This window comes from Lutimaribacter degradans, assembly GCF_023703375.1.
Classification (GTDB): Bacteria; Pseudomonadota; Alphaproteobacteria; order Rhodobacterales; family Rhodobacteraceae; genus Lutimaribacter; species Lutimaribacter degradans.
The window spans coordinates 44,151-69,559 of sequence record NZ_JAMQGO010000002.1 but is presented as its reverse complement, the minus strand read 5'-3'; the positions used below and the strand labels follow the sequence as shown (position 1 = coordinate 69,559).

Genomic DNA, 25,409 nt, shown 5'->3' with positions numbered 1-25,409 from the left:
CGGAATGAGCGACCACCTGACGATCGTCGACCACCCGCTTGTCCAGCACAAGCTGACCCTCATGCGCGACATGCGAACGCCCTCGGCGCAGTTTCGGCAGTTGCTGCGGGAAATCAGCCTGTTCCTGACCTACGAGGCCACGCGCGACCTGCCCCTGACGACCAAGATCATCGAAACACCGATGACCGAGATGGAGGCGCCCACGCTGAAGGGCAAGAAGCTGGCGCTGGTCAGCATCCTGCGCGCGGGCAACGGGATGCTGGACGGGGTGCTTGATTGCATCCCCTCGGCGCGGGTGGGCTTTGTCGGGCTTTACCGCGACGAGGCGACGCTGACGCCGGTTCAATATTACTCCAAGCTGCCGCAGGGGATGGACGGGCGGGCCGCGCTTGTCGTCGACCCGATGCTTGCCACGGGCAATTCTTCGGCCGCGGCGATCGACCTGGTCAAGCAATCGGGCTGCCGCGACATCCGTTTCGTCTGCCTGTTGGCCGCGCCCGAAGGGGTGGCCCGGATGCGTCAGGCGCATCCCGATGTGCGCATCTTTACCGGGGCGCTGGACACAAAATTGAACGAACAGGGGTATATCGTGCCGGGACTAGGTGATGCGGGTGATCGCATGTTCGGCACGAAATAAGGTAGATTGAAGGCACCCCGCTCTTTACTCGCGCCCGTGATCCATGCAATTTGTACAGGTAAAGTTGCGTGGGGGCGCATATGAAGATTGTCAGAGTTCTGTCTGTTGCCGTTTTGATGGGGCATGTCGGCCTTGGGGGCGCAAACGCCCAGTCACAAATGAAAACCCAGATACCGGCGAATTTCCCGCCCAGCTCTTACGCGGGCAAGCAGTTTGTCGATAACCGCGGCTGCATCTATGTGCGCGCGGGGATTGATGGCAATGTCACCTGGGTGCCGCGCATGACCCGCGCGCGCAAGCATATCTGCAACGCCCAGCCGACCTTTGCCAATGCGCCCGCGCCCGAGCCTGCAGCACGGCAGACGGCCGCGGCCGAGCCAAAGATGCTGCCGCCGCCCGCCGATGCCCCCAAGGCGCGCGCGCCCGAGCGGCAGGCCAAGGCTGCAACGTCGAGCAGCGCGGCGCCGAAACCGACGGTCCGCCGCGTGGCCCAGCCGGTTCGTGTGACCGCCTCACAGCCGCGCCGTGTCACGGTGGCGCCGTCGCCAGCCGCGCCCAAGCCGCGCCAGATGGCCACGCCCGCGCGCAAGGTCGTGAAAAAACGTGCGCCCGTCCTGCGCGGTTCCGAGGGGGGATGCCGCTGGGCCTCGCCGCAAAGCGCCCAGTACATGCGTGGCGAAGGCGTGCGCTGCGGCCCGCAAAACATCTCGCCGCTGGCAGGGGTCCAAACGCCGCAGCGCGGCCAGGCCCCGGTGCGCGAAGCGGCGGGTGTGCGGCGCGTCGCTGCTGCTCCTGCGGCGGCTCGTGTCACGCCGGCAACCCGAATCGCGCCCCTGCACGTGGCAAAGGCGCAGGCCCAGGTGGTGGGTGTCGGGCGCGTGCCGCCTGGGTATCGCCGAGTGTGGGAAGATGACCGCCTGAACCCCAGGCGTGCCCATCAGACCCTGGCCGGCAAGCAGCAGATGGACCGGCGCTGGACGCGCGAGGTGCCCCGCCGCCTGATCGACATCAGCAGCGGCATGGACGTGACCGCCTTCAACCCCGATCTCGTCTATCCGTACACCTCGATGCAAGAACAGCGCGCCGCCCCTCGTTCGCGTGGCGGGTATCTTTCGACCAGCGGCAGAACGCACGAGACCACGCAAAAGCCGACGGTATCGACACGGTCGGCCCCCAAGGCGCCGGTTGCCGCTGACACCAAGGCCGTGCGCGTTGCTGTCAGTCACCGCTTTGTGCAGGTGGGTCGTTACCCGTCTGGTGACGCCGCGCGACGCGATGCGGCACGGCTGAAGCGGGCCGGGCTGACGGTGCGTATGGGCACGCTGCGCGGAAATGACGGGCAGGCGCGCGTTCTGCTGGCAGGGCCTTACAGCTCGCCGCAGGCGCTGGGCAACGCGTTGTACGCCGCCCGCAAGGCCGGCTTTTCCGGGGCCTTTACCCACAAGTAAAGCCAACCGTGTTGCGCTGAAAACCAAAGGGGCCGGCACCGGGCATCGGGCCGGCGCCTTGGCGTAGGGGCCGGGTGGTCAGTTTCCGCAGATCGCTTGCAGGCGCAGCCAGTCATTGTCGCTCAATACCGCGGGGGGCGGCGGTCCGCTGGCAAAGGGGTCGGCCTCGATCAGGCCAAGGACGGTTTCGCCCGTTACGTCGCGCGCATAGGCATAGGGGCCCGAACGCACACCCGCATCGGCAAACGCGGCCAGCAGGCGATCATCGGGCACCGGCACGGGCGTGGCGGCTGGCAAGGTTTCGGAATGGCGTTGCAGGATTGTGTCGGGCACAGCGCCCGTCGTCAGCAAACGGAACGAGGCGCGCACGCCGGTTTCGCGCAACAGCCGGTCCAGCGGATCGGAGAGGGCCGCGCGCTCTTGCGCGGCGATGATGTAGCCGGCCACCACGTCGGGCTCTTCGTGATCTTCGATCAAACGGGCGCGCAACAGGATGCGCCCGCCGGGCAGCGCCAGGGCATCGCGCACCCCGTCGCGCACCACGTGCAAACGGGGTCTCGCGCCGTCCGGGCCGGGCAGCCGCGCGGCCAGCCGCCCAAGTGCCGCAAGCCCCTGCGGCTCGGTGCAGGCAGGGCCGGTGACGCGTTGCAACTGCGTCATCAGGGCGGCGCCGATATCGTCGCGCTTGGCGGCAGGAACCACCTTTACCGCGTGTTCACGCAGCACCTCGGGCAGCCAGAACAGCGCCAACCCGGCCACCGCGGCGGCGCTGAGCCCGAACATCAGCAGGCGCAGGCGCCCAGGGTGCGGGCGGCCGCGGTCAATCGCACTGCGCAGTTTTTCGATCGCCTTGATCATTTCTTCGGCGTCGGGGGCCAGTTCCAGCAATTCGCCGGGGTCGCCGTCGGGGTGGAACAACGCGGGGCTTTCGCCGGGGTTGGCGCGCTCGATCGCGGCCAGTGACCAATGGGTAAGCGGCCGGTCTTGCATATCCGCGATAACCAGTGTCGCATCGCCGATGGAAACAACCACCTCGCGCCGCTGGGCCTCGGGGCTTTCGCGCCAAAGACCGGTCGCTTCAAGCCGCTGGTACTGCTTCAATGCTGTCATTTTCTTGGGCCTGCTCTGCCTTGTGCTTCAGTCTAGCATGTTGCACGAAGCGGCGGCAATCACTGCGCAACAGGGGGAAAGCTGCCCGGCTTTTCCCCGTATCCATGCGGCGGGGCCTGCACTGGTAACGCGCGGCACGGCGGACTATCTTCGGTGTATCGGAATATCGGGGGCAGGGTTTGGTCATTTCAAGCATCGCAGACGGCATCACGCGCACGGTCGAAGGGATCGGTGACAGCGTGTCGGGTGCGTTTTTCGAACCTGTCATCCGGCTGGGCGTGACGGGGCTGGCGCGCTCGGGCAAGACGGTTTTTATTACCTCGCTCGTCGCCAACCTGATGGACCGGGGGCGCATGCCACAACTGGTTGCCGCGGCCGACGGGCGCATCGTGGCCGCGTTCTTGCAGCCGCAACCCGACGACACCGTGCCCCGTTTCGATTACGAGGCGCATTACGCCGCGCTGACCGCCGATCAACCGCGCTGGCCCGACAGCACCCGCGCGGTATCCGAACTGCGCCTGTCCTTGCGGGTGCAGCCCACCGGATTGCTTGGGGGCTTGCAGGGGCCGCGCACCGTGCATCTGGATATCGTCGATTACCCCGGTGAATGGCTGCTGGACCTGGCGTTGCTGGACAAGGATTACGCCCAATGGTCGGCCGAGGTGCTGGCACGTATCGACACGCGCCCGCAGGCGGCCGATTTCCTGCTGCAGGCGCGGGCCACCGATGGCACGGCGCCGCATGACGAGCCCACGGCCCGGGCCCTGGCCGACAGTTTCACAAGCTACCTGCATGCGGCACGGGGCGCGGGGTTCTATGACTGTACGCCGGGGCGGTTCCTGCTGCCCGGCGATCTGGCGGGCAGCCCCGCGATCACCTTTGCGCCCTTGCCGAACGGGGGCGATGCCCCGCGCCGCTCGCTTGCGCGCGAGATGGCGCGGCGGTTCGAGGCGTACAAGCGCGAAGTGGTGAAACCGTTCTTCCGCGATCACTTTTCCCGCATCGACCGGCAGGTGGTGCTGGTTGACGCGCTGGGGGCGATCAATGCGGGGCCAAAGGCGGTCGAGGACATGCGCCTTGCCATGGCCGATATCCTGTCGGCCTTTCGCCCTGGGCGCAACGCCTTCCTGTCACAGCTTTTGCTGGGCAAACGGGTGGAAAAGATCCTGTTCGCGGCCACCAAGGCCGACCACCTGCATCACGCGCAACATGCCCGGCTGACCGCCATCATGGAGGCGCTGACCCGCGACGCGCGCGACCGGGCCGATTTTGCCGGTGCCCGAACGCAGGCCATGGCCATCGCCGCCCTGCGCGCCACCACCGAAGATACGATCACCCATGACGGGCGCGCGCTGGATTGCGTGCGCGGCACGTTGCTGGATGGCGGCAAACGCGCCGCCTTCTACCCGGGCGAGTTGCCCGAAGACCCCAACCGTCTGTTGTCGCCTGCGCGCGACGGCGCCACGACCTGGCTGGATGCGGATTACAAGATCATGCGCTTTGCGCCCGCGCGGCTTAGCCTGAAACCGGGCGAGGGGCCGCCGCACATCCGGCTGGATCGTGCCGCGCAATTCCTGATCGGGGACAGGCTGTGATCGACCCGGCGCCATGCCGCGCGCGGGTTTGGCATGCGCCGTGCCTGCTGCGAATACTATGGGCGCACGAGGATGCCTCTGACCGGCCGCGCCGAACCGATGCGGCGTTGATGTTTCGGTTGATCCGGCAGCGCGCGATACGTGTCATTCAGCTCGGGCGCCGCCCGGTCGGGTTCATCGCGCGCAACGGTTCGATCATCCTGGCGCTTTACGTGCACCCGCGGGGGCAGGGCCGGGGCTATGGCAGCATGCTTTTGGCCGATGCCAAGGCATGCCACCCGCAGTTGGAGCTATGGACGCTGCGCGACAACCTGCCGGCCCGGCGCTTTTACGCCGCGCATGGTTTCGTCGAGGTGGCGCGCGGAATGGGGCTGGGCAACGATGGCGGCCTGCCTGACATCCACCTGGCCTGGCAAAAGGAGGCTGCGACATGACCAATGGCCCGGTTCTGATTGATCTTGAGGACGACGATTCCGCGCCGGGACCCGATGCTGCGCCGCCGGTGCCCGACCCGGATCTGCCCCCGCCGCAAGGCCGCGCCATGAAGACCGTAGCGACGCTGGGCGCGCGTCGCCCGTCGTGGTTGGCGCGCTGGTTCTGGGGGCTTTTGCTGGCGGTACTGGGGGCGGTACTTTCCGTCGCGGCGTGGGATTTCGCCACCGGCCTGATCGCGCGGATGCCGTTGCTGGGCTATGCCGTCACGGTGCTTATCGGGGCATTGGTGCTGGTGGCGCTGCTGGCGGGGCTGCGTGAAATGGCTGCCTTTGCCCGGCTTGCCCGCATGGACAAGCTGCAAGGCCGGGCCGAGGCCGCGTTGTCCGAGGCATCGCTGCCCAAGGCGCGCGCAGTCGTGGCCGAGCTTGAGCGGCTTTATGCTCGCCGGCCGGAGCTGGATTGGAATCGCGCGCGGTTTACCGATCGCAGGGATGAACAGTTCGATGCCAACGCGCTTTTCGCCCTGACCGAGGCCGAGATGCTGGCACCGCTGGACGCCGCCGCACGCGTCCAGGTCGAGGCGGCCGCGCGGCAGGTTGCCACCGTCACCGCGATCGTGCCGCTGGCACTGGCCGATGTGGCCGTGGCATTGAGCGCCAACTTGCGCATGATCCGCCGGATCGCCGAAATTTATGGTGGTCGGTCGGGCGTTCTGGGGTCATGGCGATTGACGCGGGCGGTGATGACGCACCTTGTGGCCACCGGCGCCGTGGCGGTGGGCGATGACCTGATAAGTTCGGTCGCGGGCGGTAACGTGCTGTCGAAACTGTCGCGCCGCTTTGGCGAGGGGATCGTGAATGGCGCGTTGACCGCGCGGGTGGGCATCGCCGCAATGGAGGTCTGCCGCCCGCTGCCCTTTGGCCGCGCGGCGCGTCCCTCGGTGTCGGGCACGGTGAAACGTGCCCTGGCGGGGTTGTTCGGCGGCTGAACGCGCTGCCGGCCCCACCTGCGCGCATACCGCTCAGCGGGCGGCGGCGTTCTTGTTCGCGGGCTTTTTCTTGGCCGGGGCGGGGCTGTTGGCGTTCATGAATTCCAGCACCAGCGGCCGGATGTTGTTGCGCCAGCTTTTGCCGGCAAAGATGCCGTAATGGCCTGCGCCCGGTTCGACATGGCTGGCTTTCATGCTGTCTGGCAGGCCGGTGCACAGATCAAGCGCCGCCACGCATTGGCCGGGGGCCGAGATGTCGTCATTCGCGCCTTCGACCGTCTTGACGGCCACATTGGTGATCTTGCCGATATCGACGCGTTTGCCCGCCACGGTAAAGACGTTGCGCGCGATCTCGCGCTCCTTGAAGATGCGCTCGACGGTGGAAAGGTAGAACTCGGCCGTCATGTCCATCACCGCCAGGTACTCGTCGTAAAAGCGGTTATGCGCGTCATGTTCCGACGCCTCTTCACGCATCACCCGTGCGATCTGGTTCTGGAATGCCTCGGAATGGCGGTCGGCGTTCATCGAGATGAAAGACGCCAGTTGCAGCAGGCCGGGATAGACCATGCGGCCCACGCCCTTGTATTTGAAACCGACGCGCTGGATCATCATTTCCTCGAGCTGGCCCATCGTGACCCGGTTGCCGAAATCGGTCACGTCGGTGGGCGTGGCGTCGGGGTCGATCGGGCCACCGATCAGCGTCAGCGTGCGGGGTTGGGCGTCGGGCTCTTCCTCGGCCAGGTAGGCGGTGGCGGCCAGTGCCAGCGGTGCGGGTTGGCACACGGCGATCACATGGGTGTCGGGGCCCATTTCCTTCATGAAATCGACAAGGTAAAGCGTGTAATCCTCGACATCGAACTTGCCTTCGGACACGGAGATGTCGCGCGCGTTATGCCAGTCGGTGATATACACCTCGTTGTCGACGATCAGCGATTTCACGGTCGAGCGCAGAAGCGTGGCGTAATGCCCCGACATCGGCGCCACCAGCAGCACCTTGCGCGGCTGTTCCTCGCGCCCGGCGACATTGAAATGCAACAGGTTGCCGAAGGGGCGTTCGACCACTGTTTCGATGTTGACCAAGTGGTCCTTGCCGTCCTCGCAGGTGAAGGTGCGAATACCCCAGTCGGGTTTGGCCACCATGCGCTGGAACGTGCGTTCCGTCACCTCGCCCCAAGCTGCCAACCATTGCAGCGCAGGGTTTGGCACCATCGAAAAAAGCGGATACGATGCAAAGGACAGGGCGGAGGCACCCAGCCATTGATTGGTATTGCGCATCGATTCCATCAGGTCATAGGTGGCCATGTAGCGCATAAGCGGTCTTTCCTTTCTAAGGGCGGATCGCCCCGGTTCGATGTCGGTCGCGCTGCTCCTCCGTGCTGGCGATCGTCATGCTGCATAGCAGCGAAGATACGAGGAAAAACTGAATATGACAACTAAAGACGATGTCGCGGACAAGGCCACAGCCGAAAATCTCGAACGGCTCAACAGCAATCTTGCGAAGGTCGAAGAGTTGTCGCAACGCCTGGTTGCGGCCGTGTCGCGCCGAAACCAGGCCAACCCCACGCTGAACGCGCCGGGGTCGGACCTGCTGGTGAAGGCCACGCAATCCTATTGGCAAGAAATAATGCAAAACCCTGCGCGCATCTTCGAAAGCCAGGTGGAATACTGGGGCAAGTCGGTCAAGCATTTCCTCGAGGCGCAACAGGCGCTGGCCCAGGGCAAGCTGGAAGCCCCCGAGGATGAAACGCCCAGCGACCGGCGCTTTGCCAACCCGTTGTGGCAAAAGCACCCGTATTTTAATTACGTCAAGCAGCAGTACATGCTGAACGCGCAGGCGATCCGCGATGCGGTTTCCGCCGCCGACGACCTTGAGCCGAAAGAACGCAGGCGGCTTGAATATTTCTCGAACCAGATCATCGACATGATGGCGCCCACCAATTTCCTGCCGACCAACCCCGACGCGCTCGAACGCGCGATCGAAACAGATGGCGATAGCCTGGTGAAGGGGCTTGAGAACCTTGTCTCCGATCTCGAGGCAAATAACGGTGAAATGCTGGTGCGGCTTTCGGATGAAAACGCCTTTCGCCTGGGCGAGAACATCGCCACCACGCCGGGACAGGTCGTTTATCGCAACCGCATGATGGAATTGATCCAGTTCTCGCCCGCGACCGACCAGGTCCATGCGACGCCGCTGGTGATCTTTCCGCCATGGATCAACAAATATTATATCCTCGACCTGAAAGAGCAGAACAGCCTGATAAAGTGGATCACCGAACAAGGCTTTACCCTGTTCGTGGTCAGTTGGGTCAACCCGGATGCGACCTATCGCGATGTCGGTATGGAGGATTACATCGAAGACGGTTACCTGGCCGCCTTCCGCGAGATCAAGACGATCACCGGGCAAAAGCAGGTGAACGCCGTCGGTTACTGCATCGCGGGCAGCACGCTGTCGATGGTGTTGGCGCTGCTGAAACGCCGCGGGGACAAGTCGGTGAAGTCGGCCACCTTCTTTACCACGCTCACCGATTTTTCCGACCAGGGTGAATTTACGCCCTTCCTGCAAGACGATTTCATAGACGGGATCGAGCAGGAGGTACGCGAACAGGGGTATCTGCGCAGTTTCATCCTGTCGCGCACCTTCAGTTTCCTGCGGTCGAACGACCTGATCTATGGCCCCGCGATCCGCTCTTACATGCTGGGAGAAACGCCCCCCGCCTTTGACCTGCTGTATTGGAACGGTGACGGCACGAACCTTCCGGGGCGCATGGCGGTGGAATACCTGCGCGGCCTTTGCCAGCGAAACGAATTCGTCGAGGGCGGAATCGAAATGTGCCACGAGCGGCTGGCGGTCGAGGACGTGGAACTGCCCTGTTGTTTCGTCGCCAGCGAAAACGATCACATCGCGCCGTGGAAAGACAGCTATCGCGGGGCGCAGAAATTCGGGTCGAAAGACCGTACCTTCATCGTTGCGCAATCAGGCCATATCGCGGGCATCGTGAACCCGCCCAGCAAAAAGAAATATGGCCATTACACCAATACCGACATGACCCTTTCAGCCGATGATTGGCTGGATGGCGCCAAGTTCCACGGAGGGTCGTGGTGGCCGCGCTGGGGCAAGTGGTTGGCGCGCAGGTCGGGCAAGATGGTGCCCGCGCGCGAACCGGGTGATTCGACCCATCCGCCGCTTTGCCCGGCGCCGGGCACCTACGTGCGGCGTTCTGAAAACCGTTGATTTACCTAGGGTAGGCAAAATTTTGCTGCAATGCAGCGAAAAAACTTGAAATGCTGCGCTGCAGCATGCATATTCGTTGCGTAAAGACACGGCCGGGACTGACCCGGTGCACTGCAAACGCAAAGGATCAAGACCATGGCTAAGACCCAAGATTACACCGCGATGATGAAAGACATGATGGGCGCATTCCCCGTTGACACCAAGGCGATGGAAGACGCGTTCAAGACGCAGGCCACGCTGAACGAAAAGCTGACCGGCGTGACGCTGGAAGCCGTTGAAAAGTCATCGGAAATTTCAGCCAAATGGACCAAGGACACGCTGGCCAAGGTGGCAGAGATGTCCAAGGCGAAAACCGAGCCTGCGGATTACGCCAAGGCAATGACCGATTTCGCGTCGGCCCAGGCTGAAGTCGCCGCCGAGAACATGGCCGCTTTCGCCGAAATCGCCAAGAAGGTTCAGATGGACACCGTCGAACTGATGATGGCCGCCGGCAAGGACATGACCGAAGAAGCTTCGGCCAACGTTCAGAAGATGACAAAGGACGCCACCACGGCGGCCAAGAAGGCCACCGCCGCCAAGTAAGGCGCCGGGTGACATAATCTGCATCCACTCCTCCTCCCTCGGTATGCAGGTTACGGGCGGGCAATTTGCCCGCCCTTTCTTTTTGCTTCGGCCTGTCCTAGTGTTCCGCTGCATTGCTGCATCGGAGGGACTGCCAGTGGCCGAAGACAAGAAACCGTTGCTGATCAAGCGCTATGCAAGCCGCCGGCTCTACAACACCGAGACCAGCGATTACGTGACGCTTGAAGATATCGCCGGCTTCATCCGCGAAGGGCGCGAGGTTCAGATCGTCGATCTGAAATCGGGTGACGACCTTACGCGCCAATACCTGCTGCAAATCATCGCCGAACATGAAAGCCGCGGTGAAACCATGCTGCCAGTCAACGTGTTGACCGACCTCGTGCGCTCTTACACCGATCAGGCCAATTCGATGGTGCCGCAATTCCTGCAGGCGTCATTCGAGATGCTGCGCGATGGCCAGTCGAAGATGATGAAAAACATGGCCAAGGTGCACCCGATGGCGCAAATGCCCGGGTTCGAGGCGATGCAGGCGCAACAACAGGCGTTTCTCAAGGCGATGACAAGCGGTATGCCGCCACAATGGCCCGGCAATGAAACGGGCGATGAAAGCCGTGCCGACGCGCGCCCATCGGGCGATGACAACCTTGATGACATCAAGCGGCAACTGGCCGAGTTGCAAGCCAAACTGTCGAAGATGGACAAGTAACGCCCGATGGTGGACAGCCCCGGCCGGATCACGCTTTGGGGCGTCGAGGTGTTTGTCGCCACCGCGGAAGAAGGCAGCATCTCGGCTGCGGCACGGCGTCTGGATGCCAGCCCCTCGACGATCAGCCAGCAATTGACCAACCTGGAAAGCGCGATCGGCACCACGTTGTTGCACCGCAACACACGCCCGGTTCTGTTGACCCCGGCGGGCGAGGTGTTCCGCCGCCGAGCCGGTAACATCCTCAACGAGGCCGCGCTGGCGCGGGCCGAGCTGGCCATGGGTGACATGTCCAACCTCACGCGGTTTCGCCTGGGCATGATCGAGGATTTCGAGGCCGACGTGACACCCCGCCTGCTGACGCGGTTGGCCGGTGATCTGAAGGGGTGCCAGTTCCTGCTGGAAACCGGCGCAAGCCACTATCTGCAAGACCTGCTGGATGCTCGTGCGCTCGACATGATCGTGGCCGCCGAGATGGGCGCCGAAGCCGACTGGATGGAGCTGCACCCGATCCTGACCGAGGGCTTCGTCGTGGCCGCGCCCCGTGGCACCGTGGCCCCCGGTGGCGATGTTCTGGCCCAACTCAAGGCGCTGCCGCTGGTGCAATACACCACCCGGCATCACATGGGCCGGCTGCTGACCGCGCACCTGGCACGCCAGAACCTGACCTTGTCGCCCCGGTTCGAACTGGACAGTTACCACGCGATCCTGGCCATGGTGGGGCAGGGGGCAGGCTGGACGATCCTGACACCGCTTGCGCTGATGCGGGCGCGGCGTTTCGCCGATCAACTGGATGTGCTGCCTCTGCCCTTTGCGCCGTTGTCGCGCACGATCACCCTGACCGCGCGCAAGGGCATCTTGCAGGACATGCCGGCCCGTGTCGCGGACGAGTTGAAACCGCTACTGAAAGAAGTGGTGATCGAACCGGCAGTGGCCGCTTACCCCTTCATGGAAGACGTGTTGACCATGCATTGAGGCCCAAGCGCGGCCCAGTTTCAAGACCCTGTACCGCGCCTTTCCCGTCTAACCATAGGTGATTTCTGTTCGAAACTGCGGCGCCTCCAGCCAGTCGAAATAGGTCTGGCGTAGCCGGCGCGCGACCGGGCCGGGTGCGCCATTGGCGAATACCCGGTCGCCCACGCGCACCAAGGGTGTCACACCCCCGCCCGACGATGACAGGAATACCTCGTCGGCTTGCAGAAACTCGTCCAGCGGCAATGGCCGTTCCTCGGGCATCATGCCTTGCTCGGCTGCCATTTCCATCACCGTTCGCCGGGTGATACCGCCCAGAACCCCGTGCCCGCTGGTGATCAGGCGTTGGTCCTTGACCGCGAAAACGTTGAAACCCGGCCCCTCGGTCACGTTGCCCGCATGATCCAGCAGGATCACGGTGTCGAAACCGCCTTCCTTGGCCTGGAACAGCCCTTCGGTGAAATCGCCCCAGTGATAATTCTTGGCGCGCGGGTTCACGCTGGTTTCGGGGATGCGGCGGGGGCTGTCAGGGATCAGCGCGCTGGCGCCCTTCTCGGCCACGTCAAAGGGGATGACGTGAACGTAAGGCACGCACCAGGCGTAGAAATGGTTGCCACATTCACGCGGGTCGCGGGTGCCGGGGATCAGCGGCGTGCCGCGCGCGCAGACCATGGCGCAATAGGCGTCTTGCAAGCCGCTGGCGGCCATCATGTCACTCAGTGCCTGAGCTATTTGCGCACGCGTCAGCCCTGGATCAAGCCGCGTTGCCGCCAGGCTTTCGAGGAAACGATCGAGGTAATCATCGAGCCGGAAAAATCCGCCCTTCCAGACCGGCACCACGTCATAGGTGATATCGGAATGGGTCAGGCCCCAATCCGTTACCCCGATCGTGGCCTCGGAAATCGGTCGTATTTCCCCTGCCATCCACGCCGCGCCCTTGGATAAATCCGCCATCTTGCCCTCCTGTTTTCGGGGCAGGATGGGGGGCAGGGCGCGGCTTGGCAAGCGTCGGCGTCAGGTTCCGGTGGCGCGCAGGTTGCCCTTGATGTCCTGTGCCGCGCGGATCAGCGCATCGGCCACGAAATCGCAGTCTTCAAGCGTCAGGCGGGCGGGCAGGCGCACGTCGCAGGCGCGCATCAGCATCGCACGAGTCCGGGGCAGGTCGGGCAGATCGGCCAGGAATTGCCAGTTCCAATAGGCGCGCGCGTTGTCCTTGCTCAGCCCGAACACCTGCACCTTGACGCCGCGTGCGGCGGCCGCATCGGCAAAAGCGCGAATCTCGCCCTCGTCCATGCCGCAAAGGTTGAACTGGATCGAATCCGGTGCGCGTTCTTCGCGGGGCAGCTTGTCGGGCACCTCGATCCACGGACTCAGGTTCAGCTGGGTTGCCACGTGATCGTGGTTGCGCCGCCCGTCACGCACGCGGCGCGCGACCTCGGCCAACTGCGCGCGCACCACCGCCGCAGACAGGTTACCCAGCCGCAGATTGTAAAGCGGAAGCTGGTTCTGATGCCGGGCAAAAGCGGCATCCAGTTCTGGGTCGGTGCCGTGCTTGCGCCAGTTGTGTTCATAGGCGCCCGACATGATGACGGCCCGGGCCAGGATATCAGGGTCATCCGTGATCAGAATACCGCCCTCACCGCTGTTCAACAGCTTGTAGGATTGAAAGCTGAAACATCCGATCTTGCCGATGGTGCCGATATTCCGCCCGCGCCAGGTGGTGCCCAGGGAATGGGCGGCATCCTCGATCACCGGCAGGCCGTGCTGCGCGGCAGCCTCCATGATGGCATCCATATCGCTGGTATGGCCGCGCATGTGACTGATCATCACCGCGTCGGCCTGGCCGATCTTGGCGTGAAAATCGTCAAGGTCGATTCGGTAATTGTCACCCACCTCGCACAAGAGCGGAATGCAATCGGCATGCACGATAGACGAGGGCACCGCGGCAAAGGTAAAGGCCGGGATCAGAACCTTGGCATCGCGCGGCAGGTTCAGCGCCTTGAGCGACAGGAACAACGCCGCCGAACAAGACGACACCGCAAGCGCGTATTTCGCGCCCAACATAGCGGCGAATTCATGTTCCAACAGCGAAACCGGCGCATCCTCGGGCGCAGTATAGCGGAACAGGTCACCCGATTGCAGCAAGCGCTCGATCTCGGCGCGGGCGGCGGCAGGGATGGGTTCGGCGTCGTAGACATTGGGGGCAAGCGACATGCTTTCGACTTTCCTGAATGTTCTTTTCAGGTTTTCTAAATGACTTGCGCAAAAAAACAAGCCCCCGCTGCCCGCGCCGCCAAGCCGGGCAGGAAGTCGCAAGGTGATGCAAGGTTGGGTTGGCCTAGACGCCCAGCCGGTCGCGCAGGGCAAACCATGTCATAGCCAGCGCCAGCAGGGGGCTGCGAAAGGCCGGCCCACCCGGAAAGCGCGGCGCAGGCAATCGTGCCATCATGTCGAACCCGGCGCCCTGGCCAAGAATGGCCTTCGCCATCAGTAGCCCGGCATGGGTTGCCGTGCCCACGCCATGGCCCGAATAGCCCGACGAACTCAGGATGCTGTCGCCCACGCGCGACAGGTAGGGCAGGCGCTTCATCGTGATTGCAAGGGTGCCGCCCCAGGCATGGTCGATCCGCACGTCCGTCAAGTGGGGAAATATCTCCTGCAACGGTTTGCGCACCTTGGCGGCGATATCATCGGGAAAGCGGTAGCCATAGCTTTCGCCGCCGCCGAACAGCAACCGCTTGTCATGGCTGAGGCGAAAGTAATTGACCACGAACTTGCTGTCGGCCACCGCGACGTCGCGTGTCAGCACCTCGGCCGCGCGGTCACCCAAGGGCTCGGTCGCCACGACGAAATTGTTGATCGGCATGACCCGTGCGGCCACCTTGCGGTTGAGCCCGCCCAGGTATCCATTGCCGGCCAGCACGACCGTTTCGGCCCGCACCAACCCATGGTCGCAGCGCACGGTGGCTGGGCGGCCATCTTCAACAGAATGGACATGGGTGCGTTCATGGATGCGCACGCCGGCCGCCTTGGCCGCACGAGCCAGGCCCAGTGCGAAATTCAACGGGTGCAGGTGGCCGGCACCCATGTCCAGGATGCCGCCCTTGTAGGCGGGAGAGGGGCACAGCGCATGGCAGGCATCGCCATCCAGACGTTCAATCTGGGTATAGCCGTATTCGCGTTCCAGCAGATCGGCATAGCCGTGCATCTCGCGCGTTTCGGCCTCGCTGAAGGCGGTCCAGGCGACGCCGGGCCGGTAGTCGCAGTCGATGCCATGCGTGTCGATCAGCCCGCGCACGAGTTGCTTTGCCTCTTCCGCCAGCAGCCAAAGGTGACGCGCATCATCGCGCCCCATCATCTGGATCAGGGCCTTCTGGTCCTGCCGTTGGCCGCTGCCCAACTGTCCGCCATTGCGCCCCGAGGCGCCAAACCCCACGCGATGTGCATCGAGCAGAACGACGTCGACCCCGCGCTGGGCCAGGTGCAACGCCGTTGAAAGCCCGGTAAACCCCGCGCCCACCACGCAGACATCGGCCTTTACCTCGCCCTGCAGCCCGGGATGTTCGGGCGCCTCGTGGGCGGTGGCGGCATACCAGCTTTGGGGGTATGCTCCCTTGCGGTCATTGGAAAAAAGCAGATCCATCACGGCCTTCCCATCAGTGCCAACCGCTTGCCGCGCTTTCTTTTTCCAGGAAAGCGCGCCGAAACCCTGCGGCAGGGTTTCGGCGGCGACGGTCAGACGTTCATCAGCAGGTGTTCACGTTCCCAGGGCGAAATCACTTGCAGGAACTCTTCGTACTCGGTTCTTTTCACGATGCCGTAGACGCGCGCGAACTCCTCGCCCAGCACGTCATGCATCTCTTTCGCGGTTTCGAACAGGTCCAGCGCCTGCCCCAGAACGCGGGGAATATCCTCTTCGCGTTCATAAGCGTCGCCCTTGAACTGCTTGTCGGGCCATTCCTCGTTCATCAGGCCCAGGTAGCCGCAGGCAAGGCTGGCGGCGATGCCGAGGTAAGGGTTGCAATCCATCCCGGCCAGGCGGTTTTCGATCCTGCGGCTTTCGGGCGTCGACAGCGGTACGCGCAGCCCGGTGGTGCGGTTGTCGCGCCCCCATGACAGGTTGATCGGCGCGGCATGGTCCCGCACGTAGCGGCGATAGCTGTTCACGTAAGGCGCCAGGACCGCGATGCTCGAGGGCAGGTGTTTCTGCATGCCACCCAGGAAGTTGAAAAACGCATCGGTTTCGCCGCCTTGCGGACCGGAAAAGATGTTCTGCCCGGTCTCGATATCCAGAACCGAATGGTGGATATGCATGGCGCTGCCCGGCTCATCCTCGATCGGCTTGGCCATGAAGGTGGCGAAACAGTCGTGGCGCAGCGCGGCCTCGCGGATCAGGCGTTTGAAAAAGAAGACCTCGTCGGCCAGTTTCACCGGGTCGCCGTGACGCAGGTTGATTTCCAACTGGCCCGCGCCGCCCTCTTGGGTGATGCCGTCGATCTCGAATCCCTGCGCCTCGGCAAAGTCATAGATATCGTCGATGACGGGGCCGAATTCGTCGACGGCAGACATCGAATAGGCCTGTCGCGCGGCCGCGGGGCGCCCCGAACGGCCCATCATAGGCTCGATCTTTTTCGCCGGGTCCAGGTTGCGGGCGACCAGGTAGAACTCCATCTCGGGGGCGATCACCGGCCGCCAGCCTTGGGCCTCGTACAACGCCACCACGCGTTTGAGCACGTTGCGCGGCGAAAACGGGATCGGCGCGCCCTTGCGATCAAAGGCGTCGTGGATCACCTGCAATGTCCAGTCGGCGGTCCAGGGCGCGGCGCTGGCCGTGGACATGTCGGGATACAGCATCATGTCGCGCTCGATAAAGCCCTCGGCCCCCGCGGCATCGCCCCAATCGCCCGTGATCGTCTGGTAGAAGATGCTGTCGGGCAGGTGGAAATATTCCATCCGGCCGAACTTGCTGGCGGGCACGGCCTTGCCGCGCGCGATGCCCGGCAGGTCGGAGATGATGCATTCGACCTCGTCCAGCCGGCGGCCTTCAAGATAGGCGCGTGCAGCGTCGGGAAGGGTATCTGTCCAATCGCTCATGCCGCGTCCTCCTGGGCGACCCGGCGAAAGAATTCGGCCATGCGATTGCCGAATTCCGAGCCTTCGGTCGGGGTGTCGAGCGCCGCGCGCGTGGCGGCGATCTGGTCTGCGGGAACCAGGCCCTTGGCGCGGTGGGTCAACAACCCGTCTATCACCTCACGGCCAAATTCCGGGTGGGCCTGCACGGTCAGGATGTTGTCACCGATGGCCAGCGCCGCGTTGGCGCAGAAATCGTTATGCGCGATCACCCTTGCGTCCGGCGGCAACGCGACCACCTGATCCTGGTGCCAGGCGTTCAGCGTCATCTGCCCGCCCTCCGCCATTTCATAGACCTGCGCGCCGGTGGCCCAGCCGCCGGGGAATTTCACCACCCGGCCGCCAAGCGCCTGTGCGATGATCTGGTGGCCGAAACATACGCCCACCAACGGGCGGCCACTGTCACGGGTCGACCGGATGAGCGCTTCCAGCGGCGGTATCCAGGGGTGGTCCTCGTAGGCGCCGTGTTTCGAGCCTGTGACAAGCCAGCCGTCGGCGGCCGCAGGCCCGTCGGGAAAGTCGCCATCGACGACGTTCCATGTTTCAAAGTCAAAGCCGTGGCGCGCCAGCAAGGTGTGGAACATATCCTTGTAGTCGCCCACCGATTCCCTGATCTGGTCAGGGGCGTGGCCGGTTTGCAGGATGCCGATTTTCATGGATCACCAATTGGGTTGGGTGCGGTAAGGGTAACGTGGGGCCGGGCAGGCGGGCAAGGCCCGCCCTACACCGTGTCTAGGTATATTTCCGCTTGTTCCTGCGGGGTCAGTTCGGCCATGTAATGCATTTCCTGCCGCTTGGTCAGAAGCAGGTTCTGTATAAGCATGGGCGCGAATATTCGCTTGATGCGGTCGCAGCTTTCAAAACTGGTGATCGCCTCGGGCCAGGTGTTGGGCACCTGCGGCAGGTCCAGCGCATAGGCATTGCCGGTGACGGGGGCGGGCGGTTCGGTGCCGTCCTCAATTCCCGTCAGGGCCGCGCCCAGCACGGCGGCCAGATGCAGATACGGGTTCACGTCGCCTCCGGCCACGCGGTGTTCGATGCGGCGCGCGGCCGGGTTTCCGGCCGGTACGCGGATGGCCGCGGTGCGGTTTTCATAGGCCCAGCCAATGCCGGTCGGCGCGTGGTTTTCCGGCACCAGCCGATCATAGCTGTTGGCATGTGGCGCAAACACCAGCATCGAGCCGGGCATGGCGTCAAGACAGCCCGCGATGGCATGGCGCAGCGCGTCGGTCCCCTTGGGCCCGCCATCGTCGAAGATGTTGTTGCCGTCTTGGTCAAGCACCGAGAAATGAACGTGCAGGCCGCTGCCGGCGTAATCCTCATAGGGTTTGGCCATGAACGAGGCGGCAAAGCCATGCCGCCGCGCCAGGCCCTTGACGAGCATCTTGAACAGCCACGCATCATCGGCGGCGCGCAGCGCGTCGTCCTGGTGCATCATGTTGATTTCGAACTGTCCCAGCCCGGCCTCGGAAATCGCCGTGTCTGCGGGAATGTCCATTGCTTCGCAGGCGTCGTAGAGATCGGTAAAGAACTCATCGAAGGCATCAAGGGCCCGGATTGACAGGATCTCGGCGGCCTTGCGCCGCTTGCCCGAGCGCGGGCTGATCGGCACTTGAAGCGATTTTCCGCTGTCGTCGATCAGGAAGAACTCCAACTCGACCGCGACCACAGGCGTCAGGCCGCGCGCCTTGTAGCGGTCGACCACCGCGCGCAGCGCGTGGCGCGGGTCTCCGTCGAAGGGGCGGCCATCGTCGTGAAACATCCAGATCGGCAACAGGCCGGTGGGGGCCGACAACCAGGGCATCGGCATGAAGCCACGCTCGGTCGGGCGCAGCACGCCATCGGCGTCGCCGGTTTCGAACACCAGCGGGCTGTCGTCGATATCCTCGCCCCAGATATCCAGGTTCAGCGCCGAAAGCGGAAAGCGCGTGCCATCCTCGACCACCTTGTTGGCGAAACGGGTAGGGATGCGTTTGCCGCGTGCCTGACCGTTCAGGTCCGAGGCGGCAACGCGGATGGTACGCACTTGCGGGTGTGCGGCCAGCCAGTCTTTGGGCGAATGCGTGGTCATCTTGAAAGCCGTAGAGATAATTTGATCAAATATTGGATAGCGTCCCGGCCGCCTGGAAATCAAGGTAATTCGCGCCAATCCGTCTGGCGCGGTGCATCAGCGCAAAAGGTTTGGACGAAATTTCAGGCGGCGGCGCTGGTCTTGTGGCAGGTGCCGGTTCAGTCGCCGGTTCATCAACCCGAAGACCGCGGTGATCACCAGCGTAAACGCGATGAAATAAAGCGCCAGGATCGGATAGGGCACGAAGGGGTTGAACGTCTTGTCGGCAAAGTAGCTTGCGTAATACAGCGCATCGCCCTGTTGCCCGCGCGCCGGAAAGCCGCTGAAAAACACAAGCGTCGTGGCGTGAAACAGAAATATCGCCTCGTTCGTATAGGCAGGCCAGGCCAGTCGCAGCATGGTGGGAAAGGTGATCTTGCGAAACTTTTTCCAGCCGGAAAAGCCATAGGCATCGGCGGCCTCCATCTCGCCCTTGGGCACCGACAGCAGCGCGCCGTAAAAGATTTCGCCTGAATAGGCGGCGGTGTTCAGGAACAAGACGACAAGCGCCCCCGCCCAGGCGCTTGTCAGCGGCCCGAAAAAGGGCAGCACGTTCTTCAGCGACAGGAACAGGAAATAGGCAAAGAAGAACTGGATGAAGAGGGGCGAGCCTCGAAACACGAAGATCATCCATTCCGACAGTTTGCGGACTGGCCAACTGCGCGCGGCCTTGCCCGTTGCCAACGCGACGGCCAGCAAGAACCCCGAGGCCAGCGCAAGCACACCGAAATAGATGTTCCAGATCATGCCCGACCCGATCAGCACGACCTGTTGGCACAGGGTGAAATTGTCACGCGGCAGCAGGCGCTCGCCGATGCCAAGGCTGCGCAGGCCGTAATCGGCAACGGTTTCCCAACAGCTCATGTCACCGCCCCCGCCGAGATGCGCCCGCATGCGTGCGATTGCGTGGCGAAGGATTGTGAATGCCGTGGGGCGGCCTGGGTGTGGTGCTTGGTCATACGGCGGCCTTTCGCTGGGCTTCACCGCCCATCGTGGCCTGGCCGTGGGTCAGTTTCTTCATGACCCGATCCAGGAAGATTTCCGAAACCCTGGTGAACATCAGGTAAAAGACCAGAAGAGCGCCGAAATACCACATGCGCCAATCGCCATGCGGGTAATCGGTGAAACGCGCGGTTTTGGTGCCGCCCAGATCACGTGCCCAGTAAACGATATCCTCCACCCCCAGCAGGAACAACAGCGGCGTGGCCTTGATCAGCACCATCCAGAGATTGCCCAGACCGGGCAAGGCGTAGACCCACATTTGCGGCACAAGGATACGCCAAAAGGTCTGGCGCGGGCTCAGCCCATAGGCGGCGGCGGTTTCAAGCTGTGGCTGCGGCACGGCGCGCATCGCGCCGAACAGCACGTTCGCGGCAAAGGCGCCGAACACGATGGCGAATGTCAGAACGGCCAGCAAGAACCCGTAGACCTCGTGCCAGATCTGCGGCGAATTGCCCAATGGCAGCTTGGCCTGCTGGCACACGATGAAATCATTACCTTGCCGGATCGGTTGGTCCCAGTCGGGGCACATCCATTGGTGGCGCAGGTATTCGAACCCCTGGTCCAGCGCGATGACGAAAAAGAGGAAGAAGGCGATATCGGGCACACCGCGCACGATGGCGATATAGCCCTTGCCCAGCCAGGAGAGCGGCGCGAAGCGCGAACGCGCGGCCGAGGCGCCGGCAAAGCCGAACATTAGGGCGGCGGGCGCCGTGATCGCCAAAAGCAGCAGCACCGTTCCAAACGACCAGTAGAACGCCATGTGCTTGCCCGTCGTGAGGTAACACGACAGCCAACGCAGGCCTTCCAGCGTTTCGGGATTGGCGCAATAGCTGAAAATGTCAGGGCCCCAGGATGCTCGGTCAGGGTGGGCAAGCTGCCCACCCCATCAGTTTGGCTTGCGAAGAGGCGGGCACAGCGCCCACCCCCACGCGTGGATCAGAAGGTTTCGCCGATTTCCCACTTTTCGATCAGCGCGTTCAGGCTGCCATCGTCCTTCATCGACTGGATGGCAGCGTTGAAGGTTTCCCGCAGTTCCGTGTCGGACTTGCGCAGGCCAAGGCCCACACCGCCACCGATCAGCTCTTCACGCTCGAGCAAGACCATGTCGGGGTCTTCCTCGGCGACCGGCACCAGGTAGGATTTGTCAGCCAGAACCGCGTCGGCCTCGCCGTTGCGCACCGCGGAGATGGTTTCCTCGGGCGTGGCGAATTCCAGCAGGGTCCAGCCCTGTTCGGCCACGAAGGCCGCCTGGATCGTCGTAGATTGTGCGGCGATCACCGCGCCCTCGACATCGACATCTGCCGAGGTGGCCAGATAGGCCGAGGGGTCGGGCTGGGTGTAGTTCTGGGTAAAGTCGATCTGTTCCTGGCGCTCGGGCGTGATCGACATGCCGGCAATGATCACGTCGTAGTTGCCCGATACGAGGTTGGGAATGATCGAATCCCAGTCGTTCGTCACCCATTCACAGGTCAGTTCGGCGCGCGCGCACAGTTCGTCGCCCAGTTCGCGTTCGAACCCGTCGATTTCGCCGGCGTCATTGATGAAGTTCCACGGGGGGTAAGCGCCCTCGGTGCCCAGTCGGGTCACGGAGTGGCTGCCAGCGGCGGCCATGCTGGCAAAAAGTGCCAGCGAGGCTGTGGTCAGGATCAGTTTTTTCATGGTTCTCTCCCTAGGTTGGTATGGTTGGTCGGTCACTCGTTAAGGGTGGCCGACAGGAAGCCCCTCAGCCGCTCGGTTTGCGGCGCACCGAATATTGCATCGGGCGGGCCTTGTTCTTCGATCTTGCCTTCGTGCAGGAAGATCACGGTGTTCGAGATATCGGCCGCCATGCGCATGTCATGGGTAACGACCAGCATGGTGCGCCCTTCCTCGGCCAGCGCCTTGATGACCTTGACCACCTCTTGTTCCAGTTCGGGATCAAGCGCGCTGGTGGGTTCGTCGAACAAGAGCGCCTCGGGCTCCATCGCCAACGCGCGCGCGATCGCGGCGCGTTGTTGCTGGCCACCCGAAAGCTGCGCGGGGTAGGCATCGGCCTTTTCGGCGATGCCCACCTTTTCAAGATAGGCGCGTGCGGCGTTTTCCACCTCGTCGCGGGGCCGGCCCAGCACGGTTACCGGCGCCTCCATCACGTTTTGCAGGATGGTCATGTGGGCCCACAGGTTGAATTGCTGAAACACCATCGACAGGTTCGTGCGGATGCGCAGAACCTGCGCGGCATCGGCCGGGTGGCGGCCATGCCCGGTGCCACGCCATTTCACGGGCTCACCCTTGAACAGGATGTCGCCCTGCTGGCTGTCTTCCAGCAGGTTGGCGCAGCGCAGGATCGTGGATTTGCCCGACCCCGACGACCCGATCAACGATACCACGTCGCCCCGCCGGGCGGTAATGTCGACGCCCTTTATCACTTCGAGCGCGGCATAGGCCTTGTGCAGGTTCCGAATTTCGATGACCGGAGCGGTATCCGCCACGTATCCCCCTGTGGGTTGTTTCAATCCGACAATAGGGACGAATTTTCGCGTTATTGCAACGATCAAAGCGCGGGAAATCGACGTGTTTGGCCAGAATTGACCCATAGTCAGGTATCAAGACGACGGGTTTGCCGCCTGATCGGGCGCATCCGGTATCGGCATTGCGGTATAGGCGGAAGGCGGCAGGCGCGTCACGCCGTGCAGGTAAAGCGCGGCGCGGTCATCGGCCGATATTGCGGCGATTCCCGCGGCCAGCGCAGTGGCGATCGGCGCCGGATCGTGCCGCGCGGCGGTGATATAAGGCAGGGCAGGTGTAGGGGTGGTGTGATCGAACGGGTCAAGCCGCGCCATCGTGTCGGGATCATGCGCGGCGAACAGCGCCAGCGTCACGGCGTCGATGGCGGCGAAATCGGCCCGCCCCTCTGCCACGGCGTCGACTGACGCAAGATGCGCCCCTGTTTGCAGCAGGCAACCGGGCGCCAGCCCGCGCGCCGCCAGGTGCGCCATGGGCGCGGCCCAGCCCGATTGCGACAGCGGCTCGTTATAGGCCATGATGCCTTGGGCCAATTGTTCAAGCCGTCGCGTGTCGTCTCGCCGCCGGATCAGCGTGCTGCGATACTGGCCCAGCGCGCAGTCGTGCAGGCGGTGATCGGGGCTGGCGACAAGTGCGACCCTCTCATGCAGTCTTGCGCGGAAGGGTAACCCGCAGGTTTGCGCCAGCAAAAGATCGGGCGATTGCCAGATATCCCATGGATCGGCATCGCGCGTCGGCGCGGCGGGCGCCGCATCGCGCATGGCGTCAGGCAGATGCGCCCTGACCGCGTGCCACAGCCGATCGGTCGGGCCACGCAGCCAGGGCAGGTCATACATGGGCAGGGCGGCGATCACCCGCCGGACTGGGCGCGCTGGCGCGCCCGTGCGCTGTCGCGGTCGGAAATGCCCAGAAGATTGGTGACCATGCGCACCAGGGCATCCTCTTCGGCTTCTCGCACGCCATCGGCCAGCACCACTTCCCACAGCGCCACCACGACACCCAGCCGTTCCTCGTAGGGGACGGCGTCCTTGATGGCGCGGGTAAAGCGCACGGTGTCGGGGGCCTGGGTCTCGACCTCTTCGGCCTGCTCGCGCAGCTCTTGTGCCTCGTGCTCGGTCAGGCCGTAACGGGCGCGGGCGATCCGGTCGATCCGCGCGATTTCAGCGGGCGCGTAATCGCCATCGGTGCGGGCGATGCGCACCAGAAGCGCGGTCATCGCAAGCCGGGCGTCTTCATCGGGCAAAAGCGCGGGGTCGGGCGCCAACAGGCGTGTCAGGATACGGGACAGCATGTGACATGACATAGACCGCCCGCCGCCCGCCGCCAAGCCCAATCGCGCAGGGTCGCCGCGGGCCTGCCGACCTCAGGGATGGGCCGGGGGCAGATCCTGCCCAGCCTCGGCGCGCGCGCGTGCGGTGGCCTCGTCCTCGTCGGTCAGGCCCAGGGCGCTGGTCAGCGCGTGGATCAGCGACAGCTCTTCCTCGGCGCGGCGGCCATCGGCAAGCATCACTTCGTGGAGGGCCTGCAACGCGTCCAGCCGGTGGGCATGATCCACGTTGTCATGGATCAGCGCGGCGAAGCTTCCGGTGCCGGGGGCCTGTTTTTCCAGTTTTTCGCAGGTCGCGCGCATCTTGGCGGCCTCGACCGGGTTCAGCCGGAACAGACGTGCCAGCAGCCGGTCGATGCGCTGGATCTCTTCGACCCGGTAATTGTGATCGGATTGGGCGACACGCACCAACAAGGCCCCAAGCGCCAGGTCCGCATCAGGCTGCGGCGGCGTGGCAGGTTCGCCCGCCCGAAAGCGCGCCAACAGTTTTTCGAACATCAGCCGTCGTACCCTTTGACAATGATCATGTCGGCCGAGGATACCGGGTCGCGAATATCCTTGGCGGCCTGGTAGGCGGGGGATTCGTAACAAGCGACCGCCGCCTCGTAACTGGGAAATTCGATCACCACGGTGCGGGCGCGCACGCGGCCTTCGCGCACCTCCTGTTCGCCGCCGCGCACGATGAAGCGGGCGCCGAACTCGGCAAAGGGGGCCGCGTTGGCCTGGCGGTATTTCTCGTAGGTTTCGGGGTCATCCACATCCACATGGGCCACCCAGTATGCTTTCGTCATCTTGTTCTCGTCCCTCGTTTCGCGTTCATCCTGCGCGCAGGGCCGGGGGCGGTCAAGAGGTTGCCCAGCAGCGCCGCGCGCTGGAACACGATGTCGTCCACGGCGATCCCGCCGGGATCGGTATTGAGCAGAACGAACCCCGCGATATCGGCCTGGCCCTCGGCGCGCACCAGCCCCAGCTCGGTTATGCCCGCACCCAGCCGTGCGCCGTGGCGACCGATCACGCGCCCGTCGCTTGACAGCGCGATCACCTCTACCGTGCCGGGCCGGGCGGGCCGGGCCCCCAGCGGATCGGGGTAGTCGGAATGGATGCGCAGCCCCACTGCCGCCTGGTCGCCGGGCAACAGCACGGCCAGCGCGCCTTCGCCACGGCCTGACAGGGCCTTGAACCCGTCCGGCCCCAACGGAAAGACAGCGACCGAGCCAAAACCGCGATGATGCGCGAAGGCCAGCCCCTGGCCCGGCCCTTGCCCCACCAGCCGCAATGGCGCCTGCGCGCGAGCGCGCGCAAGCCGGTCGTATCGCGCCCCGCTGCCTGCCTGCCGGATGGCGTGTTGCTGCCCGGCGAACCCGGCACCCACCGCCGCGCCATCGACCTGGACGGGGTGATCGAGCGACAGGCCGGGCTCAGGCCCGGCCGGCAGCGTGTCAAAGGTTATGCGCCCATCCAGCCGTGCGGCCAGGTCGGCATAGGGCACCGCCAGCAGCGGGTCGGCCAAAGCGGGCCGGATGCAGGCCAGTATCAGGGCCAGTACCAGGGCGGCGGATGGTGTCACGGCTGCTTCCTGTTCGGATCGAATTTAAATTATCGGTCAGGCGCAGTGCAAAGGGTGAAGCATGCAACG

26 protein-coding genes are annotated in these 25,409 nt (G+C 64.0%); 9 read left to right on the top strand and 17 right to left on the bottom strand.

What is annotated here, in order from left to right; genetic code table 11:
* Nucleotides 1-4 precede the first annotated feature (4 nt).
* Both upp and M8744_RS04770 read left to right on the top strand, forming a co-directional pair.
* Nucleotides 5-637 (top strand): uracil phosphoribosyltransferase, encoded by a 633-nt coding sequence (upp, locus tag M8744_RS04775; RefSeq protein ID WP_251410292.1) that lies wholly within the window; start codon nucleotides 5-7, stop codon nucleotides 635-637.
* A 158-nt stretch (nucleotides 638-795) separates the two neighbouring features.
* Nucleotides 796-2,085 carry an SPOR domain-containing protein gene (locus M8744_RS04770; protein WP_251410289.1) on the top strand — a complete coding sequence of 430 codons (1,290 nt, stop codon included), beginning with the start codon at nucleotides 796-798 and terminating at the stop codon, nucleotides 2,083-2,085.
* A gap of 78 nt (nucleotides 2,086-2,163) precedes the next feature.
* Here the strand turns inward: M8744_RS04770 and M8744_RS04765 are convergent, their stop codons facing one another.
* Nucleotides 2,164-3,195, bottom strand: coding sequence for a serine/threonine-protein kinase (locus M8744_RS04765; RefSeq protein WP_251410286.1), 1,032 nt, complete (start codon nucleotides 3,193-3,195; stop codon nucleotides 2,164-2,166).
* Between the two features lie 179 nt (nucleotides 3,196-3,374).
* On the opposite strand from M8744_RS04765, the gene M8744_RS04760 reads away from it, so the two are divergent.
* From M8744_RS04760 to M8744_RS04750, 3 genes are all read left to right on the top strand, one after another.
* Nucleotides 3,375-4,790: a YcjX family GTP-binding protein gene (locus tag M8744_RS04760; RefSeq protein ID WP_251410283.1), complete on the top strand. Its 1,416-nt coding sequence runs from the start codon at nucleotides 3,375-3,377 to the stop codon at nucleotides 4,788-4,790.
* A gap of 110 nt (nucleotides 4,791-4,900) precedes the next feature.
* Nucleotides 4,901-5,224: a GNAT family N-acetyltransferase gene (locus tag M8744_RS04755; RefSeq protein ID WP_251410280.1), complete on the top strand. Its 324-nt coding sequence runs from the start codon at nucleotides 4,901-4,903 to the stop codon at nucleotides 5,222-5,224.
* On the top strand, nucleotides 5,221-6,213 hold the full coding sequence (locus tag M8744_RS04750) for a YcjF family protein (RefSeq protein WP_251410278.1): 993 nt from the start codon (nucleotides 5,221-5,223) through the stop codon (nucleotides 6,211-6,213). The genes M8744_RS04755 and M8744_RS04750 overlap by 4 nt, the downstream gene beginning before the upstream one ends.
* A 33-nt stretch (nucleotides 6,214-6,246) precedes the next feature.
* Here the strand turns inward: M8744_RS04750 and phaZ are convergent, their stop codons facing one another.
* Nucleotides 6,247-7,524: a polyhydroxyalkanoate depolymerase gene (gene phaZ / locus M8744_RS04745; RefSeq protein WP_251410275.1), complete on the bottom strand. Its 1,278-nt coding sequence runs from the start codon at nucleotides 7,522-7,524 to the stop codon at nucleotides 6,247-6,249.
* 115 nt (nucleotides 7,525-7,639) lie between these two features.
* Here phaZ and M8744_RS04740 point away from each other — a divergent pair, with 115 nt between their 5' ends.
* The 4 genes from M8744_RS04740 to M8744_RS04725 all read left to right on the top strand — a co-directional run bounded on the left by M8744_RS04740 (nucleotide 7,640) and on the right by M8744_RS04725 (nucleotide 11,705).
* Nucleotides 7,640-9,445 (top strand): PHA/PHB synthase family protein, encoded by a 1,806-nt coding sequence (locus M8744_RS04740; RefSeq protein ID WP_251410272.1) that lies wholly within the window; start codon nucleotides 7,640-7,642, stop codon nucleotides 9,443-9,445.
* Between the two features lie 135 nt (nucleotides 9,446-9,580).
* Nucleotides 9,581-10,027, top strand: coding sequence for a phasin family protein (locus tag M8744_RS04735; RefSeq protein ID WP_251410269.1), 447 nt, complete (start codon nucleotides 9,581-9,583; stop codon nucleotides 10,025-10,027).
* Nucleotides 10,028-10,163: 136 nt separating this feature from the next.
* Complete coding sequence (gene phaR / locus M8744_RS04730; protein WP_251410266.1) at nucleotides 10,164-10,733, top strand: polyhydroxyalkanoate synthesis repressor PhaR; 570 nt, start codon at nucleotides 10,164-10,166, stop codon at nucleotides 10,731-10,733.
* 6 nt (nucleotides 10,734-10,739) lie between these two features.
* Nucleotides 10,740-11,705 carry a LysR family transcriptional regulator gene (locus tag M8744_RS04725; protein WP_251410264.1) on the top strand — a complete coding sequence of 322 codons (966 nt, stop codon included), beginning with the start codon at nucleotides 10,740-10,742 and terminating at the stop codon, nucleotides 11,703-11,705.
* Between the two features lie 48 nt (nucleotides 11,706-11,753).
* Here the strand turns inward: M8744_RS04725 and M8744_RS04720 are convergent, their stop codons facing one another.
* The 15 genes from M8744_RS04720 to M8744_RS04650 form a co-directional block, all read right to left on the bottom strand.
* Nucleotides 11,754-12,656 carry an aminotransferase class IV gene (locus M8744_RS04720; RefSeq protein ID WP_251410261.1) on the bottom strand — a complete coding sequence of 301 codons (903 nt, stop codon included), beginning with the start codon at nucleotides 12,654-12,656 and terminating at the stop codon, nucleotides 11,754-11,756.
* A gap of 60 nt (nucleotides 12,657-12,716) precedes the next feature.
* Nucleotides 12,717-13,916, bottom strand: coding sequence for a DegT/DnrJ/EryC1/StrS family aminotransferase (locus M8744_RS04715; RefSeq protein ID WP_251410258.1), 1,200 nt, complete (start codon nucleotides 13,914-13,916; stop codon nucleotides 12,717-12,719).
* Between the two features lie 124 nt (nucleotides 13,917-14,040).
* Nucleotides 14,041-15,345, bottom strand: coding sequence for an NAD(P)/FAD-dependent oxidoreductase (locus M8744_RS04710; protein ID WP_251410255.1), 1,305 nt, complete (start codon nucleotides 15,343-15,345; stop codon nucleotides 14,041-14,043).
* Between the two features lie 92 nt (nucleotides 15,346-15,437).
* A complete protein-coding gene (locus M8744_RS04705) occupies nucleotides 15,438-16,796 on the bottom strand; it encodes a glutamine synthetase family protein (protein ID WP_251410253.1) in 1,359 nt (452 codons plus the stop codon).
* A complete protein-coding gene (locus M8744_RS04700; protein ID WP_251410250.1) occupies nucleotides 16,793-17,488 on the bottom strand; it encodes a type 1 glutamine amidotransferase in 696 nt (231 codons plus the stop codon). Before M8744_RS04700 ends, M8744_RS04705 begins: the two co-directional genes overlap by 4 nt.
* A 65-nt stretch (nucleotides 17,489-17,553) precedes the next feature.
* Nucleotides 17,554-18,903 (bottom strand): glutamine synthetase family protein, encoded by a 1,350-nt coding sequence (locus tag M8744_RS04695; protein WP_251410246.1) that lies wholly within the window; start codon nucleotides 18,901-18,903, stop codon nucleotides 17,554-17,556.
* A gap of 96 nt (nucleotides 18,904-18,999) precedes the next feature.
* Nucleotides 19,000-19,806: an ABC transporter permease gene (locus M8744_RS04690; RefSeq protein ID WP_251410243.1), complete on the bottom strand. Its 807-nt coding sequence runs from the start codon at nucleotides 19,804-19,806 to the stop codon at nucleotides 19,000-19,002.
* 91 nt (nucleotides 19,807-19,897) lie between these two features.
* Nucleotides 19,898-20,704, bottom strand: a complete 807-nt coding sequence (locus M8744_RS04685; RefSeq protein WP_256474111.1) for an ABC transporter permease — start codon at nucleotides 20,702-20,704, stop codon at nucleotides 19,898-19,900.
* Nucleotides 20,705-20,880: 176 nt separating this feature from the next.
* Complete coding sequence (locus M8744_RS04680; RefSeq protein ID WP_251410240.1) at nucleotides 20,881-21,603, bottom strand: transporter substrate-binding domain-containing protein; 723 nt, start codon at nucleotides 21,601-21,603, stop codon at nucleotides 20,881-20,883.
* Nucleotides 21,604-21,635: 32 nt separating this feature from the next.
* Nucleotides 21,636-22,412 (bottom strand): ABC transporter ATP-binding protein, encoded by a 777-nt coding sequence (locus M8744_RS04675; RefSeq protein ID WP_251411116.1) that lies wholly within the window; start codon nucleotides 22,410-22,412, stop codon nucleotides 21,636-21,638.
* Between the two features lie 114 nt (nucleotides 22,413-22,526).
* Nucleotides 22,527-23,282 (bottom strand): phosphate/phosphite/phosphonate ABC transporter substrate-binding protein, encoded by a 756-nt coding sequence (locus M8744_RS04670; protein ID WP_251410237.1) that lies wholly within the window; start codon nucleotides 23,280-23,282, stop codon nucleotides 22,527-22,529.
* 14 nt (nucleotides 23,283-23,296) lie between these two features.
* Complete coding sequence (locus M8744_RS04665; RefSeq protein WP_251410234.1) at nucleotides 23,297-23,737, bottom strand: tellurite resistance TerB family protein; 441 nt, start codon at nucleotides 23,735-23,737, stop codon at nucleotides 23,297-23,299.
* A 72-nt stretch (nucleotides 23,738-23,809) separates the two neighbouring features.
* Complete coding sequence (locus M8744_RS04660) at nucleotides 23,810-24,271, bottom strand: tellurite resistance TerB family protein (RefSeq protein ID WP_251410231.1); 462 nt, start codon at nucleotides 24,269-24,271, stop codon at nucleotides 23,810-23,812.
* Nucleotides 24,271-24,564 carry a DUF1330 domain-containing protein gene (locus M8744_RS04655; protein WP_251410228.1) on the bottom strand — a complete coding sequence of 98 codons (294 nt, stop codon included), beginning with the start codon at nucleotides 24,562-24,564 and terminating at the stop codon, nucleotides 24,271-24,273. The genes M8744_RS04660 and M8744_RS04655 overlap by 1 nt, the downstream gene beginning before the upstream one ends.
* Nucleotides 24,561-25,340, bottom strand: coding sequence for a hypothetical protein (locus tag M8744_RS04650; RefSeq protein ID WP_251410225.1), 780 nt, complete (start codon nucleotides 25,338-25,340; stop codon nucleotides 24,561-24,563). The genes M8744_RS04655 and M8744_RS04650 overlap by 4 nt, the downstream gene beginning before the upstream one ends.
* Nucleotides 25,341-25,409: the final 69 nt, after the last annotated feature.

What these genes read in the sequence shown, in the direction of transcription:
- M8744_RS04770 (WP_251410289.1), top strand. Translation starts at nt 796, where the DNA reads ATGAAAACCCAGATACCGGCGAATTTCCCGCCCAGCTCTTACGCGGGC.
- M8744_RS04740 (WP_251410272.1), top strand. Translation starts at nt 7,640, where the DNA reads ATGACAACTAAAGACGATGTCGCGGACAAGGCCACAGCCGAAAATCTC.
- M8744_RS04695 (WP_251410246.1), bottom strand. Translation starts at nt 18,903, where the DNA reads ATGACCACGCATTCGCCCAAAGACTGGCTGGCCGCACACCCGCAAGTG.
- phaZ (WP_251410275.1), bottom strand. Translation starts at nt 7,524, where the DNA reads ATGCGCTACATGGCCACCTATGACCTGATGGAATCGATGCGCAATACC.
- M8744_RS04700 (WP_251410250.1), bottom strand. Translation starts at nt 17,488, where the DNA reads ATGAAAATCGGCATCCTGCAAACCGGCCACGCCCCTGACCAGATCAGG.
- M8744_RS04710 (WP_251410255.1), bottom strand. Translation starts at nt 15,345, where the DNA reads ATGGATCTGCTTTTTTCCAATGACCGCAAGGGAGCATACCCCCAAAGC.
- M8744_RS04680 (WP_251410240.1), bottom strand. Translation starts at nt 21,603, where the DNA reads ATGAAAAAACTGATCCTGACCACAGCCTCGCTGGCACTTTTTGCCAGC.
- M8744_RS04750 (WP_251410278.1), top strand. Translation starts at nt 5,221, where the DNA reads ATGACCAATGGCCCGGTTCTGATTGATCTTGAGGACGACGATTCCGCG.
- M8744_RS04765 (WP_251410286.1), bottom strand. Translation starts at nt 3,195, where the DNA reads ATGACAGCATTGAAGCAGTACCAGCGGCTTGAAGCGACCGGTCTTTGG.
- M8744_RS04670 (WP_251410237.1), bottom strand. Translation starts at nt 23,282, where the DNA reads ATGTATGACCTGCCCTGGCTGCGTGGCCCGACCGATCGGCTGTGGCAC.
- M8744_RS04690 (WP_251410243.1), bottom strand. Translation starts at nt 19,806, where the DNA reads ATGAGCTGTTGGGAAACCGTTGCCGATTACGGCCTGCGCAGCCTTGGC.
- M8744_RS04655 (WP_251410228.1), bottom strand. Translation starts at nt 24,564, where the DNA reads ATGACGAAAGCATACTGGGTGGCCCATGTGGATGTGGATGACCCCGAA.
- M8744_RS04720 (WP_251410261.1), bottom strand. Translation starts at nt 12,656, where the DNA reads ATGGCGGATTTATCCAAGGGCGCGGCGTGGATGGCAGGGGAAATACGA.
- M8744_RS04660 (WP_251410231.1), bottom strand. Translation starts at nt 24,271, where the DNA reads ATGTTCGAAAAACTGTTGGCGCGCTTTCGGGCGGGCGAACCTGCCACG.
- M8744_RS04665 (WP_251410234.1), bottom strand. Translation starts at nt 23,737, where the DNA reads ATGCTGTCCCGTATCCTGACACGCCTGTTGGCGCCCGACCCCGCGCTT.
- M8744_RS04705 (WP_251410253.1), bottom strand. Translation starts at nt 16,796, where the DNA reads ATGAGCGATTGGACAGATACCCTTCCCGACGCTGCACGCGCCTATCTT.
- M8744_RS04755 (WP_251410280.1), top strand. Translation starts at nt 4,901, where the DNA reads ATGTTTCGGTTGATCCGGCAGCGCGCGATACGTGTCATTCAGCTCGGG.
- M8744_RS04685 (WP_256474111.1), bottom strand. Translation starts at nt 20,704, where the DNA reads ATGGCGTTCTACTGGTCGTTTGGAACGGTGCTGCTGCTTTTGGCGATC.
- M8744_RS04715 (WP_251410258.1), bottom strand. Translation starts at nt 13,916, where the DNA reads ATGTCGCTTGCCCCCAATGTCTACGACGCCGAACCCATCCCTGCCGCC.
- M8744_RS04725 (WP_251410264.1), top strand. Translation starts at nt 10,740, where the DNA reads ATGGTGGACAGCCCCGGCCGGATCACGCTTTGGGGCGTCGAGGTGTTT.
- upp (WP_251410292.1), top strand. Translation starts at nt 5, where the DNA reads ATGAGCGACCACCTGACGATCGTCGACCACCCGCTTGTCCAGCACAAG.
- M8744_RS04735 (WP_251410269.1), top strand. Translation starts at nt 9,581, where the DNA reads ATGGCTAAGACCCAAGATTACACCGCGATGATGAAAGACATGATGGGC.